Origin of the sequence: Flavobacterium sp. N502536 (assembly GCF_025947345.1) — a bacterium.
Taxonomy (GTDB): Bacteria; Bacteroidota; Bacteroidia; order Flavobacteriales; family Flavobacteriaceae; genus Flavobacterium.
In genome coordinates, this window is record NZ_CP110011.1 from 1,218,170 (window position 1) to 1,236,074 (window position 17,905).

The 17,905-nt window shown below is 36.7% G+C and carries 13 protein-coding genes and 1 pseudogene; 10 read left to right on the forward strand and 4 right to left on the reverse strand.

Going from position 1 to position 17,905, the window contains the following annotated elements:
* Positions 1-340 precede the first annotated feature (340 nt).
* Positions 341-1,858: a DUF853 domain-containing protein gene (locus tag OLM61_RS05525; RefSeq protein ID WP_264525426.1), complete on the forward strand. Its 1,518-nt coding sequence runs from the start codon at positions 341-343 to the stop codon at positions 1,856-1,858.
* 78 nt (positions 1,859-1,936) lie between these two features.
* On the opposite strand, the gene OLM61_RS05530 is transcribed toward OLM61_RS05525, so the two are convergent.
* Positions 1,937-3,277, reverse strand: a complete 1,341-nt coding sequence (locus tag OLM61_RS05530; RefSeq protein WP_264525427.1) for an FAD-dependent oxidoreductase — start codon at positions 3,275-3,277, stop codon at positions 1,937-1,939.
* A gap of 219 nt (positions 3,278-3,496) precedes the next feature.
* Between OLM61_RS05530 and OLM61_RS05535 the strand changes: the two genes are divergently transcribed.
* From OLM61_RS05535 to OLM61_RS05560, 7 genes are all read left to right on the forward strand, one after another.
* A complete protein-coding gene (locus OLM61_RS05535) occupies positions 3,497-4,090 on the forward strand; it encodes a GNAT family N-acetyltransferase (RefSeq protein WP_264525428.1) in 594 nt (197 codons plus the stop codon).
* Between the two features lie 64 nt (positions 4,091-4,154).
* The gene (locus tag OLM61_RS05540) at positions 4,155-4,712 is read left to right on the forward strand and encodes an HD domain-containing protein (protein WP_264525429.1); all 558 of its coding nucleotides are present in this window, start codon (positions 4,155-4,157) and stop codon (positions 4,710-4,712) included.
* Between the two features lie 29 nt (positions 4,713-4,741).
* Complete coding sequence (locus tag OLM61_RS05545) at positions 4,742-5,548, forward strand: helix-turn-helix domain-containing protein (RefSeq protein ID WP_264525430.1); 807 nt, start codon at positions 4,742-4,744, stop codon at positions 5,546-5,548.
* A gap of 78 nt (positions 5,549-5,626) precedes the next feature.
* Positions 5,627-6,031 carry a hypothetical protein gene (locus OLM61_RS20890; RefSeq protein ID WP_319800542.1) on the forward strand — a complete coding sequence of 135 codons (405 nt, stop codon included), beginning with the start codon at positions 5,627-5,629 and terminating at the stop codon, positions 6,029-6,031.
* On the forward strand, positions 5,998-7,155 hold the full coding sequence (locus OLM61_RS05550; RefSeq protein ID WP_319800543.1) for a serine hydrolase domain-containing protein: 1,158 nt from the start codon (positions 5,998-6,000) through the stop codon (positions 7,153-7,155). The genes OLM61_RS20890 and OLM61_RS05550 overlap by 34 nt, the downstream gene beginning before the upstream one ends.
* Positions 7,156-7,537: 382 nt before the next feature.
* On the forward strand, positions 7,538-9,007 hold the full coding sequence (locus tag OLM61_RS05555; protein WP_264525431.1) for a serine hydrolase: 1,470 nt from the start codon (positions 7,538-7,540) through the stop codon (positions 9,005-9,007).
* A 204-nt stretch (positions 9,008-9,211) separates the two neighbouring features.
* Positions 9,212-9,655, forward strand: a complete 444-nt coding sequence (locus tag OLM61_RS05560; protein WP_264525432.1) for a hypothetical protein — start codon at positions 9,212-9,214, stop codon at positions 9,653-9,655.
* Between the two features lie 109 nt (positions 9,656-9,764).
* On the opposite strand, the pseudogene OLM61_RS05565 reads toward OLM61_RS05560, so the two are convergent.
* Positions 9,765-12,154, reverse strand: a pseudogene (locus OLM61_RS05565) (penicillin acylase family protein).
* Positions 12,155-12,270: 116 nt separating this feature from the next.
* Between OLM61_RS05565 and OLM61_RS05570 the strand changes: the two are divergent.
* Positions 12,271-13,833, forward strand: a complete 1,563-nt coding sequence (locus OLM61_RS05570; RefSeq protein ID WP_264525433.1) for a hypothetical protein — start codon at positions 12,271-12,273, stop codon at positions 13,831-13,833.
* Between the two features lie 166 nt (positions 13,834-13,999).
* Positions 14,000-15,811 carry a hypothetical protein gene (locus OLM61_RS05575; RefSeq protein ID WP_264525434.1) on the forward strand — a complete coding sequence of 604 codons (1,812 nt, stop codon included), beginning with the start codon at positions 14,000-14,002 and terminating at the stop codon, positions 15,809-15,811.
* 58 nt (positions 15,812-15,869) lie between these two features.
* Here OLM61_RS05575 and OLM61_RS05580 read toward each other — a convergent pair whose 3' ends face one another.
* Together OLM61_RS05580 and kynU are read right to left on the reverse strand one after the other, a co-directional pair.
* Positions 15,870-16,304, reverse strand: a complete 435-nt coding sequence (locus tag OLM61_RS05580; RefSeq protein WP_264525435.1) for a glycine zipper family protein — start codon at positions 16,302-16,304, stop codon at positions 15,870-15,872.
* A gap of 193 nt (positions 16,305-16,497) precedes the next feature.
* Positions 16,498-17,775 carry a kynureninase gene (kynU, locus tag OLM61_RS05585; protein ID WP_264525436.1) on the reverse strand — a complete coding sequence of 426 codons (1,278 nt, stop codon included), beginning with the start codon at positions 17,773-17,775 and terminating at the stop codon, positions 16,498-16,500.
* Positions 17,776-17,905: the final 130 nt, after the last annotated feature.

Here is a 17,905-nt window from a genome sequence, read left to right on the forward strand (position 1 = left end):
AGTTATATTTAACTTGTAGAGGAGCAAATTTATACGTTTAGTTTAAATAAAAAAACTTTTTTTAATTTAATTGAAGGAAATTTAACGTCAATTTAAAAAATATCTCATTAAATTGCTGACTGTGTTTTCTAGATAAAACAAAAAAAAGGACTAATAATGGGAAAATTACAACGTTTTAGTAAATATTCAAACAATCCTTTGATATCTTCTTAAAAAGTTGCGAAATTATTTTTTATATAATTTTCAACCAAAAAAGGCTTTTTCTTACTAAAAATAAAGAACCAAAAATGTTAAAAAATCGAGCAATACTCTTATAATCATCTAAATTACAAATAAAAACATGAATAAAAAAGATAATTTCATTCAGGATATAAATAATGGCTATGTTTCTAAGGGCGACAGCATCATTCTTGGCAGTGCCATTCTGGACGGAGAACCTCTTGGGGAGGCTCATGTGAAGATTCCCCTGAAAACATTAAACCGCCACGGATTAATAGCCGGCGCGACCGGAACAGGAAAAACCAAAACCATTCAGGTTTTCTCTGAACAACTTTCGAATGCGGGGATTCCTGTTTTGATGATGGATATTAAAGGTGACTTTAGCGGAATTGCCGAAGAAGGTAAAGAAGAGGGGTTTATAACCGAGCGTCATGCCAAAATAAATATACCTTATAATGTAGCTTCTTTTCCTGTTGAGTTAATGTCGCTTTCCAAACAAAACGGGGTTCGTTTAAGAGCAACAGTTTCGGAGTTTGGTCCGGTTCTTTTCTCCAGGATTTTAGATCTGAATGACACACAGGCGGGTGTGGTGGCTGTTATTTTTAAATATTGCGACGACAATAAAATGCCACTGTTGGATTTAAAAGACATCAAAAAGGTTCTCAATTATATTACCGAAGAAGGCAAAGATGAAATAGCCTCCAATTATGGCAAAATCTCTACCGCAACTACCGGCACGATTTTAAGAAAAATAATCGAACTGGAACAACAAGGCGGTGATTTGTTTTTTGGAGAGCTTTCGTTTGAAATTGATGATCTGATGCGAATTGACGAAAATGGAAAAGGATATGTAAACATTATCCGATTGACAGATATTCAGGACAAACCTAAATTGTTCTCGACTTTTATGTTGAGCTTACTGGCTGAAATTTACCAGCAAATGCCAGAGAAGGGAGACGTTGTACAACCGGAACTCGTGATTTTTATTGATGAAGCGCATTTGATCTTTAACGAAGCTAGCAAGGCATTACTGGAACAAATTGAAACGATTGTAAAACTAATTCGTTCTAAAGGTGTCGGAATTTATTTTGTAACCCAAAATCCGATGGATGTCCCGAGTGGTGTATTGGCACAATTGGGTTTAAAAATCCAACATGCGTTAAGAGCTTTTACGGCCAATGACCGTCAGGCGATTAAAAAAACAGCAGACAATTATCCTACTTCACCTTATTATAAAACCGATGAGCTGCTAACGAGTTTAGGAATTGGAGAAGCTTTGGTAACAGCCCTGAATGAAAAAGGTATCCCTACTCCTCTTGTTGCCACGATGATGCGTGCTCCAATGAGCCGAATGGATGTTTTAACTCCGGACGAAATTGAAACCATCAACAGCAAATCAAAACTGGTGAAAAAGTATGTTGAGGAAATAGATCGCGAAAGTGCCTACGAAATTCTAAACAAAAAAATTGAAGAAGCCACGCAGGCTGCGGCACAGCAAGAAGAAGAAACACCAGCAAGATCATCTAAGTCCGAGCCAAGCACCGCAAGCGTTGTTGGAAAATCGGTTTTAAAAGTGGTTACTAGTGCTACTTTTATTAGAGGTGTATTTGGAGTTCTGTCCAAAATCTTTAAGAAGTAACAATTATCAATGGCAATATCAAAAATCAATGGCAATTAAAACGTCCGCTTTAAATTGATTTTTGATATTGCTATTGATTTATTTTTGTAGTAATTCGAGAATTTTATGCTCTACTTCGGGCGTATCCCAGATATTTTCGATATTGTCGATTCGCAATATTTGTTCCATAATTACATTTTGAAAATCTCCAATCGCCAGTGCTTCGCTGTAAGGGCGATCGCTAAAAGTTACCCGGCTGTAAAGCGGAATCCATTTATCGGGATGTTTGTCTGAGAAGGCTTTTTCAATTTTCTTTTGCAATAAGAATTTCTCATCGGCCGTTTTGGTACTCATTTCCATAAAATTGCGATAAGACAATTCGGCAATTGCATCGGCATTTGGTTTACGTGAGATCTGATATTCGTCGAAGATTTTCTTCCAGTCGTCTCCGTATTTTTCGATCATTTCGTTCAAAACCGTAATATCTTCAAAACCTGCATTCATCCCTTGTCCGTAAAACGGAACAATAGCATGACAGGCATCTCCTATCAAAGCAATTTTATCTTCGTAAGTCCACGGAAAACATTTCATGGTCACCAAAGTACTGGTTGGATTTTTAAAGAAGTCATTTGCCAATTCAGGAATCACTTCGATCGAATCGGGGAAGTTTTTCGTAAAGAAATCTTCTACCATTTTACGATCTGTAAGTGACGCAAATGAGTTTTCCCCCTCAAAAGGCATAAACAAAGTACAGGTAAAACTTCCATCCAGATTCGGAAGTGCAATTAACATGTATTCGCCACGTGGCCAAATATGGAAAGAGTTTTTATCTAATTTATGTGAAGCATCAGCATTTGCCGGAATATTCAGTTCTTTGTATCCCATATTCAAAAATTCCTGCGAATAATTGAACATGCTCTGACGCTGCATTCGGTGTCGGATTCTCGAAAAAGCACCATCGGCACCAAAAACCATATCGTATTTTTTCTCTTCCCATTCTCCTCTTTCGGTTTCCCCTATATGCAAAGTAGCATCACTTAGGGTTACATCCCAGATTTTTTGTTCAAAAAGAAATTCTGCTCCGGCTTCTTCCGCAAGGTCAATCATTTTCCGATTGAGTGTTCCTCTGGAAATGGAATAGATCGATTCACCTTCCTGCCCGTAATTCTGAAAATTGAGTTTATCGACCAAATGAATGGCTCGTTTGTCCATCGGAATAGCGATTTCCCGCACGGCATCTCCTACACCTACGCCATCGAGTGCTTTCCAGCCCCGGTTAGACATTGCCAGATTAATAGAACGACCCGAAAAATTAATTTTGCGAATATCAGGACTACGATCATAAACATGAACGGTGTGACCTGCTTTTTTAAGATAAATTGCCAATAGCGATCCTACTAATCCGGAACCGACAACAGCAATTTTTAGTGAAGTTTGCATCAAGAAAAATCTAAATATAAGATCGTAAAAATAAGTAATAATTACACATAAGCTTTAAAATAAACAAATTATTTACTGTAACGGCTCACAACGGTTTTGATTTTTGTTAGGATTCAGAGTTAATTTAAAAATATAACAAATTGTTATTTTATTCGGTTTATCTAAAAAAATTAAGCCCTTACTTTCGTATTCGGTTTTACCTTAATATATATCAAAATCATGGACAGCAAAATTTTACAATCAGAAATCATTCTGGAAAACGAAAAAGTAGTATTAATTCCGTTTGAAAACGAAAGAAACAATGAGCTTAAAGAAATCATTTTTGACGATGCTATCTGGAAATATATGGGTATGTATGTTCGCAATGAAAAAGACTTTGAAAGCTACATTCAAAATACCTTAGAGCAAAAAGCCGCCGGAATTTGTTATCCTTTTTTAATTGTTGATAAAGCGACCAACAAGATTGCCGGAAGTACAAGATACGGCTACCTTAATCCTACCAGTCAAAAATGTGAAATTGGCTGGACCTGGTACGGGAAACAATTTCAGGGAACAGGTTTAAACAAAGCCTGTAAGTTTGAGTTGCTAAATTTTGGTTTTGAAAACATCCAATTCCGAAGAATCCAGCTCAGTGCCGATCTCGAAAACAAAAAATCGCAACGCGCCATTGAAAAATTAGGTGCCACGAAAGAAGGTGTTTTCAGGAACAATTATATCGATTCGGAAGGAAAGAGCAAAGATGACGTGTATTACAGCATTATTTCCGAAGACTGGGAGGCTATTAAAACGGAATATTTCCCTGAATTTATATAGGAAAACCGCCTCAACTATTGTGATAGAAAATTGGTATTTTAGCTTATTCTAAAATACCTCTTCTATGACGGAACTGCAGACCATATACCAAAGAACCATAAAATTTGCCGCAAAAAAACATGCCGACCAAAATCAGGTAATTCCCGGAACTAACTTACCCTATGTTGTTCATTTAAGCAATGTAACAATGGAAATCCTGTTGGCTACGCAAAACACAGCGTCATTTAATACTGCATTTGCAATTCAAATTGCATTACTACACGATATACTTGAAGATACCCAAACTATATTTGAAGAGCTTGTAACCGAATTTGATGAAGAAATTGCTCAGGCTGTTCTGGCCTTAACAAAGGATTCTAAAATTCCTAAAGAAGAAAGAATGGCTGATAGTCTGGCCCGAATTAAAGAATTATCAAAAGAGGTATGGGCTGTGAAATTAGCTGACCGAATAACTAATTTACAGGTTCCGCCAGAAAACTGGAGTGTGGAAAAGATAAAAGAATATCAGCAACAAGCTGTACAAATTCTAAACACGCTAAAAGGCGGCAACGCTTATTTAGAGAAAAGACTCTCCGAACGAATTGAAAATTATTTAACGTATTGTACCGTTGAAGAATTATAGGCAACAACTCATCAAAACATAATCTCAAAATGAATCTATATTCAGAACATTATGTAAGCGAAAAAAGCGAGCGGTTTGTTAATAAAATTTGGTGTCTGGACAATGGCAATGGCGAAACGACAATTGAAAACAAACTCGTTTTACCCAACGGCTGTTTTAATCTTGCTATTGTGAGTGGAACCTCGATAGAAGTTCACACGAGTAAGCAAAAATACGAGATGAACGAAGGATTCTACTTTTGTTCGCAAATGACAAATAAGGTTTTGGTTAATATCAGGCCTAAAACCAAAGTTACCATCATTCAGTTACAACCCTGGACGCTTTCGATGTTTCCTCAATATGATTTGAGCAATTTTAGCGATTCTATTCTCAAAATCAATCCGAACGAACTGCCTTTTGCTGCTAAAACAGCTTATAATTTAAGCAATGACATTTCGGTATTGCTGACGATACTAAATGCTTATTTCGAGGAATTAAGTTTTACAAACCCTGACAAGAATACCATCGAAAGAATCTGTGAGATCATTAAACTTCGCAATGAGGAAATTTCGGTTTCGGAAATTGGGGAAGATTTAAAAGTCTCTCAGCGTTTATTACAGATTAAGTTTAAAGCAGCAACCGGACTTACCATTAAAAAATACATCCAGATTCTGAAATTCAGAAAATCGGTGGATCAAATGGTGCATTCCAATTTAGAGAAACTCAGTCTGACTGAAGTTGCGCTTTATAACAAGTATTTTGATCAGTCGCATTTTATAAAACAATTTAAAGGGGTTATGAAAACGACTCCCAAAACGTTCAACTCTAGTTTATATTTTCTTTCTCAAAAAAGATAGGATTTCGCATTTGTACAATTTTTAGATTTTAGATTGCAGTACTATTGCACCATCATCAATCAACCAAACCAATATAAAATGAAAACCAATCCCTCTATTTTTCAATTAAAAGTTTTTTTAATTGCAATGTTCCTTTTCCAGTTCCAAACCGGATTCTCTCAGGAAAAAAAAGGCTCCGAATTGTACCAAACGATTATGTCAAGAGACAGTCTTCTTTTTAATGTCGGTTTTAATACCTGCGACATCAGTCAGTTTGAAAATCTTTATACTGACGACTTTGAATTTTATCATGATAGAGATGGTCCTTCTGACAAGGCCACTTTTTTAGTCAACCTTAAAAAGGTTTGTGCCGTTCTGTTGAAACGTACAAAGCAAGAAGGTATCTTGTTCCGGGCAGCACCGAAGTTTATCCGCTTTATAATAAAGGCGTATTGTATGGTGCGGTCCAAATGGGAATTCACCAATTTTATGAAAAATCAATAGGGAAAAACGAATCTTTTGCAGATGCCAAAGAAAAATTTGGCAGCACGGCGCGATTTACACACGTCTGGCTTTTAGCAAATGGCGTTTGGAAACTCAAAAGATCATTTAGTTACGATCACCAATATGTCAGTACTGCGGGTACCAAATCGGATATTTTTGACAACGATGCCGAAATTAAAAAATGGCTGGTACAAAACAATATTCCTGCACTGGGAATTGGTCTGATCAACGATGGAAAATTACAGGAAGTAAAAGTGTTTGGCGAACTCAAAAAAGGAGTTGCAGCACCTTATAATTCGATTTGGAATGTGGCTTCTTTAACCAAGCCTGTTACTGCAATGGTTACTTTAAAATTAGTGAGTGCCGGAAAATGGGATCTCGACGAGCCCCTTTACAAATACTGGACAGATCCGGATATTGCAAATGATCCTAATACTAAATTGCTAACGACCCGAATTGTCTTAAGTCATCAAACCGGTTTTCCAAACTGGAGATTTATGAACAAATCAGGCAAACTGGATTTTAAGTTTAAACCCGGAACAAAATACCAATATTCGGGAGAAGGTTTAGAGTATTTGAGAAGGGCCTTAGAGAAGAAATTTCATAAAACGCTGGATCAGTTAGCCAGTGAATTGGTTTTTAAACCTTTAAAAATGAACGACACTCAGTTGGTCTGGAACGATAAAATTGATTTGTCAAGATATGCCATTGGTTACGACAATAAAGGGAATGCTTATGAACCTACTAAAAACAAAACCGCAAATGCTGCCGATGATTTACTAACGACTATTGAAGATTATGGAACATTTTTATGCAGCGTTATGAACAGCGACGGACTAAGCAAAAAAGTTTTTGAAGACATGACTTCTCATCAGGTTCAAACCAAAAAAAATAAATATTTCGGACTGGGTTTTGAAATTTATGATTTAGGAGATAACGATTATGCCTTATCGCATGGCGGAGCGGATCAGGGCGTTCAAACCATTTTCTTATTGCTTCCAAAAACCAAACAGGGTCTGCTTATTTTCACCAATGTTGATGATGGTTATAAGGTTTATGAAAAGATTGTAACACATTATTTTGGTGAAAAGGGTCAAAAAATAATTGATATAGAAACGAAATAAATCCTTATTCGGAAATCCATGCTAAAGTTATTTATCCTTATTGTGCAATTTTTAGGTGAAGTGCTTTTCGCCTAAACCAACTCAGCCATTTTAGAGATACATTTTGAAGAGGTGGAATTTATCCTCATGCCCGAACAAGAAATAAAGATTGAAAGGTAAAGAAAATTGTTAGTTATGAGCATAGACCTTTAAAATAGTAGCATTGCGTCTATGCTCTCCCGCTAGTGTGTTAAAAAAAGATAAAAAAAGGATTGATTCTGAAACTTAATTAAAAATGAGTCGTCTAACAAAAGACGACAACATAATCCTGCACAGATTACGGAGTTTCAATCATCAAATCAAAAATCAATCACTGGTTTACTAACCTTAATCATCAATCAATATGAAGCAACCAATCAAACTAGTTGTTCTTAGCGTTCTTTTCCTTTTTTTCGCTATAAACATCTCTTCCGCACAGGACAAAGCAAAACAAATTGACCAACTTTTAAGTACGTACAATCAATACGGACAATTTAATGGTTCGGCACTGGTTACCGAAAATGGAAAAGTCATTTTTAAGAAAGGATACGGTTCTGCCAATATGGAATGGAATATTCCGAATCAGCCCAATACCAAATTCAGATTGGGCTCGATCACCAAACAATTTACAGCCTTTTTAATAGTCAAATTAGTTGAAGATGGAAAACTAAAACTAGATGTTCCTATCACTACGTACTTACCAGATTACCCTAAAGAAACCGGCGATAAAATAACGCTTCATCACTTACTTACACATACTTCGGGAATTCCAAATTACACTTCTTTACCTGATTTTTTCAAAGATAAAAGCCGAAATCCTTATACCCCTGAAGAGTTTGTTAAAACATTCTCTAATTTACCGCTTGATTTTACTCCGGGTGAAAGATTCAGCTATAGTAATTCCGGATATTTCCTTTTGGGATATATTATCGAAAAAGTTACCGGAAAAACATACGAGCACTATTTGCAAGAGACCATCTTTACGCCATTGAAGATGGTGAATTCCGGCTATGATCACCCCGAAGTCCTCTTGGAAAACAGAGCTGCCGGTTATGAGAAAAACGCCAAAAAAATTAGTAATGCTTCCTATATCGATATGAGTATACCTTACGCAGCAGGTTCTTTATATTCTACGGTGGAGGATTTGTACCTATGGGATCAGGCGCTTTATGCCAATAAAATACTTTCTGCGGCATCAACAGAATTATTGTTCAAACCTTACATCAGCACAAGAAAAAATGAGTCTTACGGCTACGGATGGGTTGTCAGCGACAACAATAAAGGAAAAGATGCCGCCCAATTAAAAATTGTTGAACATGGTGGTGGAATCAATGGTTTTAACACCAATATCGTTCGTATTGTGACGGATAAAAATCTAATTGTTTTACTCAACAACACCGGCGGAACTGTTTTGGATGAAATGAGCAATGCGATCAGAGCCATTTTGTACAAACAATCCTTCAACCAGCCGAAAAAATCTTTGGCGTTTGAGCTTTTGGATGTTTTTACAGAACAAGGAGTTACAAGCGGAACGGCTGCCTATGCCAAATTAAAAAACGATCCTACTTACGCTATCAAGGAAAACGACATGAATGACGTGGGCTATCAACTTTTACAAAAAAGAAAAATTAAAGAGGCGATCGAGATTTTTAAAATAAATGTCGAGACTTTTCCAAAATCCGGAAACGCGTATGATAGTTTAGGAGAAGCCTATTTGGCTGATGGGGATAAAAAACTTGCGTTTGTAAATTATTCCAAATCAGTTGAACTGGATCCCAAAAATGAAAACGGCAAAAAAGTATTAGAAGAAATTTCGAAAAACAATACAAAATAACACTCACTAAACTTCTTTAAAAACTCCGATAAAACTGATTCTGAATCTGTTTTATCGGAGTTATTTTTTGTTACAATTTCTAACAATCAGATTCGATAATTAAATATTTAAAATAGTATTTTAGCACCGCCCAAAAAAACGATAATAAATCCCAAATCAACCTGATTTACAACAAGAACTGTTGTAAACTGTTTTACTTAACCTATGAAAAAATTAAAGAAACAGACTCTTTTAGTGTTCGTACTATGCATGTTTATTCCGCTCATCGGTAATTCTCAAACCTCTGGAAAAACAGTCCCAATGCCTTCTCAGCAAAACAAGATTATAATTGATAAAATTGTGGAAGCTGCAAATTACAAAACCTATGTGACCGATTTTTGCCTGGCAACCATCAACGAGGCTGCGCTTAAAGAAAAATGGAACGATCAAAAAACAGTCGAAATAACCGGAAGTATCAACTATAAAAACTTCCGTGACGCTGTTTACAATATGTTTGCTTTTTATAACGAAATAGAATTAGAAGCATTACTAAAAACGTACCAAAAAGATACTGTATACCAAACTACAAATGTCATGGTTACCAACGATGCACTAGGCTATAACCTTGAAATATTTGCGAATGATATTGTTCGTGGCAGGTATAAGTAAATTGTTAATGGTTAATTATTAATGGTTAATTGTGGAACGTGAAACTTGAAACCTGAAACTTGAAACCTGAAACTTGGAACCTGAAACTTGAAACTTGAAACCAAAAACACTATTTCGCTTTTGGTTTTAAAACTAATTTGGTTGATGTTTTAACAATCTCCTCTTTATTCAATTTCATTTTTCTGAATTTTCCGGCGTTGTACATTTCGGCCTGGTCGTCATAGTGTTTGCTAAACGGGTTACCGGACTGTCCTGTTGGCAAAATACTCCAGCTGTTTTCGATATCTGAAAAATCAATAACCCTTCTGGTTGAAGGTCCGCCTTTTACATGATACTCTCCTTCTTTATTGAATCCAAAAAACTGGTTGTTTATCACCTCATTTGATCCGGGAGCAGCAAAAGGTCCTACGTTAAAAAGTCGGCGTAAAGCAGCAATTTTCCCCAGAGGATGTTGGTGTTCTACGGTATGTGCTTTCCCCCAGTGCCAATCTGCTACGGTATTACCCAATTGCTCCTGAAGTCCTGCTACCGCTTCATGAAATGATTTTGAAACAATATCACTTCTGGTTTCTTTTTTATTTTTGGTTTTGATATCGTCCCACCAAACGGAGTTTTCCTTTTCAATTTGTCTCGCTATAATTTGTTTCCCCAGAGAAGTATCCAGGTATAAACTAAAATTATCAGCCCCATCTCGTCTTCAAAAGTATTTTTTAAATACAGATAAACCCATTTATTATAAATCGTTGGTCCAACATCCTCCAGATTATTGGTTCCTTTCCATGCCTGTAAAACGCTTATCACTTCTTTTTCTTCTGCTGAAAGCGAACTGCCGGCTACAGCTGCAATCAGTTGCTGCACTACTCCCGGTGAAACGGGTGAAGTGTTGTCAAAAATCATCTTGCTGATCGCTTCTTTATCCCAATCTGATTTTGCATCCATTATAGCTGAAATTCTTTTTGCACGATCTTCCGGTAAATAATAACCCGGATATAGAAAACCATCAATAGCTTCAGGCTGATTATTTGCGGAATACACATACCCCCATTTTGGATTCTCAGCAGAAGGATTTTTCGAAAAATCTAAATACTCTTTAATATCATCTTTGCCACTTGCACCATCCAAAATAAGAAAAGTGTTTACGCCTTTATCGTGCTTATAAAGTTTTCCGGTTGCCCACCATGCGACATTTCCTTTGGCATCACCATACATTACATTCAAGCCCGGTGCCGCAACCAGCGAAACTGCTTTTCTAAAATCGTCTTTGTTTTTAGCATGTGAAAGTCCGTAAACCGCATCTAAAATCTGAATGGGCTGTTGTGTATACACCCACGACATGGCAATAGGATTCTTTTTATCTAAATGATCCAATACATCATTCATAATTGGCCCGTGACGACTTGATTTAACCGTCAAAACCACATCTGAGGTATCTTTTACTTTTATCGTTTTTTTCAGGGTCGTATAGGCCGCAAAACCTGTTGGGGTCTGATACTGGTTTGAATCACCACTTTTGTTTTTTTCCTGATAAAAATCGATATCATCATTCTCAAACATCGTCAGTCCGTAAGCATAATTGCGGTTGTGCGCCAATAGCGGATAAGGTGTTCCGGCCAGATAACAGCCGTACAATTCAAAATCAGGTGTTATCAAATGGGCTTCGTACCAGGTCGCAGGCTGCGAAAAACTGATATGCGGATCGTTTGCAAAAATCACTTTTCCGCTTTTCGTTTTAGTTGGTCCCGCCACCCAGCTGTTACTTCCCACAAAAGGAGGTATCAGTGAGTTGTCCAGCAATGCCGCCACCGACTTTGAAATGGCAGTATATTCCTCGATGTTTTCTTTTGAATTTTTGATTCTTGTGGTGTTGAACTCCCCTTCAATTCCTAAGTCTTTCAAATATTCGACACCATATTTATCGCGGACGAAGGTTAATAATGGATCAGTTTTTTGAGCCATGGCAAAACTAAAAGACATGTATCCAAAAATATTGTACACGTCTTTGATCGTGAATTTTTCTTTTTTCACCCCTACCAGCGTAAACTCAACCGGAGTTGGTCCTTCTTCCAAATATTGATTTATTCCGTCCAGATAAGCCATTGTCATTTTATAACTCTGACTGTTCGGATCTAATTTCGCAATGGCTTTTGCCGAAGCTTCTTCGATACCGATTCCGGAGAAAAATTTATCATTTTTTAGTGCAACCGATCCAAAGATTTCCGACAATTTTCCGGGTGCGATTCTTCGAAGTAATTCCATTTGCCATAATCGTTCCTGTGCATGAACGTAACCCAGGGCGGTCATGGCATCTTTTTCAGAATCAGCATAAATATGGGGTACTCCAAAATCATCAAAATATACCGTCGTTTCTTTCTGGAGATTTTTCAATTCTACTTCGCCTTCGTATTTAGGCTTCAGATGAAAAATGTAAGCGCATAAACCGATTCCAAGAATAACGATCAATACCAATAGTACCAGCAGAATTTTTTTAATTTTTCTCATATTTATGAAACGTATAAGGATAAATGATTTTGAAATGATATAACTTAAATTTAAAATCGTGTAAGAAACATCGCTTTTAAAAGTCTAAATTTATGTATTTAAAATCAATCCTATAAATGTCAATCTATAAAAAAATAGCGATCGGTCTCATTTCAGTCTTCTTTTTTGTGATTTTACTCCATATTGGTCTTAATTATTGGATAAAAAAACAATTACCTATAATCGTACACGAGAAAAACACCACGGCTTATGCCATTCACTATGAAAAAATAGAGGTGTCACTCTGGTCCCGAAGCATTCATGCACAAACCTTATTGATTCATCCCAAAAACCAACTTCAAAACAGCAAGGCTAAAAACGGAATCTTTGCTAAAATTGAATCAATTTCGATTCAGCATTTTAACATTTGGGATCTGACATTCCGGGATGTTATTCGGGCCGAAAGTATCATCATCAACAAACCCCGGGTTATTTTGTACAAAAAAGGGGAAAAGCTTTTAAACAACAGTAAAAATATTAAGACGGCGATCATAGAACCCTTTCAAAAAATAGTTGCGGTTTCGAATATCTATCTGAATGAAGGAAGTGTTGACGTCGTTTCGCTCACCACTGACAAACCTATTTTCCGCATCAAAAAAATTGTTCTGAAACTGGAAGGGATTTTGGTCACCGCCGCTACTTTGAAAGAAAAAATCCCCATGCATTTTAAAAAATACGTTCTGGTATGTGATAGTTTATACTACAAACCCAATGCCTTTTACCGCCTAAATATTGGTCAGATTACCACCGAAAATCAATTTTTAAGAATGAAAAACTTTTCGTTTTTACCTGAATATGGCCGAAAAGAGTTTGTTCAGAAACTAGAAAAGGAAAAGGACATTTATACGATAAAACTGGATTCGGCCGACATTGAAAAAATGGACTGGGGTTTTAAAAAAGAGCTGTTTTTCTTTAAAGCCAATTCGCTGGTTGCTCATCATGTGCAGGCCAATATATACCGCAGCAAAATTCCAAAAGATGATCTCAGTAAAAAATACCTGTACAATGCTTTGCTGCGAAAAATTAAGTTTCCGTTACAGATTGACACGGTCCAGGTTTTACAGTCAAAACTGGTTTACGAGGAAGAAATTGATTTTTCAAAAGGTCCCGGAATCTTAAATTTTGATCGTTTCAATTTGCAGGCTACAAACATCGGAAGTGGATTTGCTTTACAGAAAACGGCTGATGTAAAAATCAAAATCAATTGTTTGTTTATGAAAACATCCCCCTTGAATGTCGACTGGAGTTTCAATGTTCTCGATCGAAAAGACAGTTTTCATATTCAGGGAACCATTTCTCATTTTGATGTTGCTGCGATGGAGGCGTTTACCAAACCTTACATCAACACTGCTTTTACGGGTAAATTCAACAAATACCAATTTAACTTTTATGGAAACGATGAGAATGCCAGAGGAAATGGCTTCCTTGAATATGAGAATTTAAAAGTAAAGCTGTTTAAAAAGAAACATCCGGAAAAAGAAGCTAAACTAAAGACTGCCGTTGCCAATTTATTGCTCAAAGATGACTCGGGAGAAAAATCCAAAACAGCCGATGTTGAATTAGACCGAATTCAGGAGAAATCATTCTATAATTTTTTATGGCGAAGCATCGCTGAGTCATTCAAGAAGATTTTGATTTGAGGTGAGGTGTTTTTCACTACGAATTAATTGATCAACTATTGGTAATGATCTTGTCATTTAGAGGATTGATGAATTCTGTAAAATAACAAACTGCAAACCTGACAATTATCAGGTATTTTGCCCATTTATTTTCTAACCTTTGCTTATTATTTTAATTTAAAAGCAAATGGAAAAACCATCTTTACACACTTTTCATATCCCTGTAATGGGTCTCGCATATACGATTGACAGCCCGATTCGGGTGGCACAATTTGGTATTTCATCTGTTATTTCTATTGCTGATGATGATTTAATTGAAAAGATGCGTAATTTTTACAGTGCTAAGTTTAATTTCCCATACGAAGAAATAAGTCAAAAATTTCAGGATTACCGGGCACAGCGCATTACTTCTTATCTCAATTTGGTCGATAAGATTGTGAAAGAAAAATTCGAAAATTTTAAAACGGAATTAATCGAAAGCAAAACCGCATTGGAAAACTATATGGCGATGCTGCCAAATACTTCCGACATCAAAAAAGGGTTTCAGAATTTACTGGAGGACGGGATTTCTTTTAAAGAAAATATCCAAAACTATATCGAATCTCATCTTTCACCCGGTTCTATTGATGTCAATATCATGACCAAACTCGATAAAGATAATTTCGAGAAAAACGAACAGCTTCCTATCGAATTTAATGATGCTCATGCTGCTTTAAGGGGGTTTGCCAATAGTAATCTGGAATCTTCAGTTGTACTTTCGGCAGGAATGAATCCGAGATTGTACAGCTATTTTGAAAATTTCTCCGATTTTTTTCCCAATAGTAAAAACGAACTTAAAAAAAGAATTATTCTAAAAGTAAGCGATTTTAGATCGGCGATGATTCAGGGAAATTTCCTTGCTAAAAAAGGCCTTTGGGTTTCTGAATACCGAATCGAATCAGGATTAAACTGCGGCGGACATGCTTTTGCAACTGACGGTCTTTTATTGGGTCCGATTTTAGAAGAGTTCAAACAAAAAAAGAATCAGCTTATTCAGTCGGCACACGAACTGATGACAAAAGTATTACAGCAAAAACAAGTTCATGCGCCCGAAAATCCATTGCCTTTAAAAATTACGGTACAAGGCGGCGTGGGAACTGCCGAAGAACACGCATTTTTGCTGCAAAATTATGAGGTCGATTCAGTGGGATGGGGGTCACCTTTTTTATTGGTTCCCGAAGCCACATCGGTGGATCAGGCCACCCGCAATTTATTAATGGAAGCGAAAGAGAAAGATTTGTATTTGAGTCATATTTCTCCGTTGGGTATTCCGTTTAATACTTTGAAAGGCACGACAAATGAAATTCTAAAACAAAAAAGAATCGATCAAAACAAAGCCGGAAGCGCCTGTCCCAAAAAATTTCTGGCACTAAGCAAAGAATACGACCCGCATGGGATTTGCACAGCCTCTAAAAAATTTCAGGATATTAAATTAGAAGAACTAGCCTCAAAAAAAGAATCTCTTTCCACTGAAGCCTACGAAAGAGCAAAGTTTGCCATCACCGAAAAATCCTGTTTGTGTGTTGGGTTGGCCAATGCCTCTTATTTAGAAAATGATATTAAAATTAAAGGTCAGCCACAGGGTGTTGTCATCTGTCCGGGGCCCAATATGGCCTATTTTGACCACGAAGTTTCCCTGTCTGATATGTTGGCACATATTTATGGAAACAAATCAATTTTGAGAACCTATAACAGGCCTAATTTATTTGTGAAGGAACTGAAAATGTATATTGAATATCTGAGAAATGAGATCCATACTATTTCGGGAGAAATCACGAATGCCCAATTAAAAAAATGGAATACTTTTAAAGCGAACCTCCTGGAGGGAATTGCTTATTACGAAGATTTATTTGGATCTGCTTTGTATTTTCAAAATGATACCGAAAAGATTAAATACCAATTCGATTTTTACAAACTGGAACTGGCTACAATTAAAGTCCCGGTCGCTGAGTTGGTATAAAGAAACTGCCGATTTAAATTTTAAATCGGCAGTTTTATTTTAAAAGCTATCTTATCCTTTATTCTTTTTTCTTCTTGCTCCCATCAATGATTGCTCCGGTTCCGGCACCAACACCTGCTCCGGCCAAACCGCCTATTATGGCTCCCTGACCTTTTTTCTTACTCACAATAGCTCCGGTCACTGCTCCTACTCCGGCACCAATTACGGCACCTTTGGCAGCTGAACTCCAACCTTTCTTTTTAGCTGTGGTTTGCGGTGCTGCTACGGGTCTGTCGGCTTGCTGATGTACCACTACAACTTTTTGAGATTCCACCTTTTGCTCTTCTTTGATCTTTGCCATTTCTGTTTTCATTGAATCAATAACTCTTTGTTTATTAATTTCAACTTTCATCGAATCAATACTAGCTTGTTTCGCTTTATTAATATCCTCTTTTCCCTGATTCTGGCAAGAAATAATAGATAATGCAGCTATTAAAATACATAAGGCTTTCATGATTTTGTAGTTTAAAAATTATTACACTACAAAGTAAAGGAGATCTATATCGTTGAAGTTACAAGATTTAACGCAAAGCTTATACAATTTGAAGATTTTAAGTGGTTTCCGATTTTGTGGAGACCAATTATTTTTATAGCCCTTTTAAAAAAAATCGCCAAAACATTAAGTCCTGGCGAAATTATATTTTAAATTATTTCCCTAAAATTCCTTTTTTCAGAATTTGTCCAAAATCGTACATGTCTTCATACGAACAATACAATGGAACAGGTGCCAGACGAATTACATTGGGTTCACGCCAGTCGGTTATTACACCATTTTTCATCAGATAATCAAACAAGCTTCTTCCTTCTCCATGTAAAAAGACGGAAAGCTGGGAAGCTCTTTCGTCAGGATTTGAAGGCGTTATGATCTCAAAATTGCCTTTTACTTCCTTATCGATTTCATGTAAAATAAATTCTAAATAGGCGGTAATTTTATCTCTTTTTACGATCAAAGTATCCATTCCAACCTCAGCAAACATTTCAACCGAAGCCAAATAAGGCGCTAAAGAAAGTACGGGTAGATTACTAATTTGCCAACCGTCTGCTCCATGAACAGGATCAAAAACAGGTTCCATTTTAAAACGGCGTTCCTTATTGTGTCCCCACCATCCGGCAAATCTTGGCAAGTCAGGATTGTTATGGTGTTTTTCATGTACAAAACAGCCTGAAGCATTTCCCGGTCCTGAATTCATGTATTTATAACTGCACCAGGCGGCGAAATCTACATTCCAGTTGTGAAGCTCCAGTTTGATATTTCCGGCAGCATGTGCCAAATCCCAACCTACTTTTGCTCCGGCTTTTTGTCCCGCAGCTGTAATTGTTTTCATGTCGAAAACCTGCCCGGTATAATAATTTACTCCTCCAATTAACACCAAGGCCAGTTCGTCTCCAACTTCTTCAATTTTAGCCAGTATATCTTCAAGACGAATATTGTGTTCTCCGTCACGGCGTTTGATTTCTACAATCGCATCTTCTGCTTTATAACCATGAAAATGTACCTGACTCTGAAACATATACTGATCTGAAGGAAATGCTTTTTCCTCGCAGATAATTTTATAACGGGTGGCTGTTGGCTGATAAAAAGAAACCATCAACAAATGAAGGTTTACGGTCAGCGTATTCATCACGGTAACTTCAGAAGGTAAAGCCCCAACAATTTTACTCAAAGGTGCTGCAAATCTTTCCTGATAATCCCACCACGGTTTTTCTGCATAAAAATGACCTTCTACGGCAAGATCTGCCCAGTCGTTCATTACCTCATCAATATAAGCTTTGGTACGTTTTGGCTGTAAGCCTAATGAATTTCCGGTAAAGTAAATTACTCTTTTGTCATTAACTTTTGGGAATATAAATTGGTCCTGATAGTGATTTAAAGTATCCTCTGAATCGAGTTGTTTCGCGAATTCGCGTGTATTTTGAAAAGTCATTGCGTTTGTTTTGAATCGTAAAAATAACAAAAATTGTTTATTTTGTTTCAAGTTTCAGGTTTCAAGTTACCAACAGAACCTGAAACTTGAAACTTGAAACCATTATAAAATAGAAAACCCGACAAGTTTA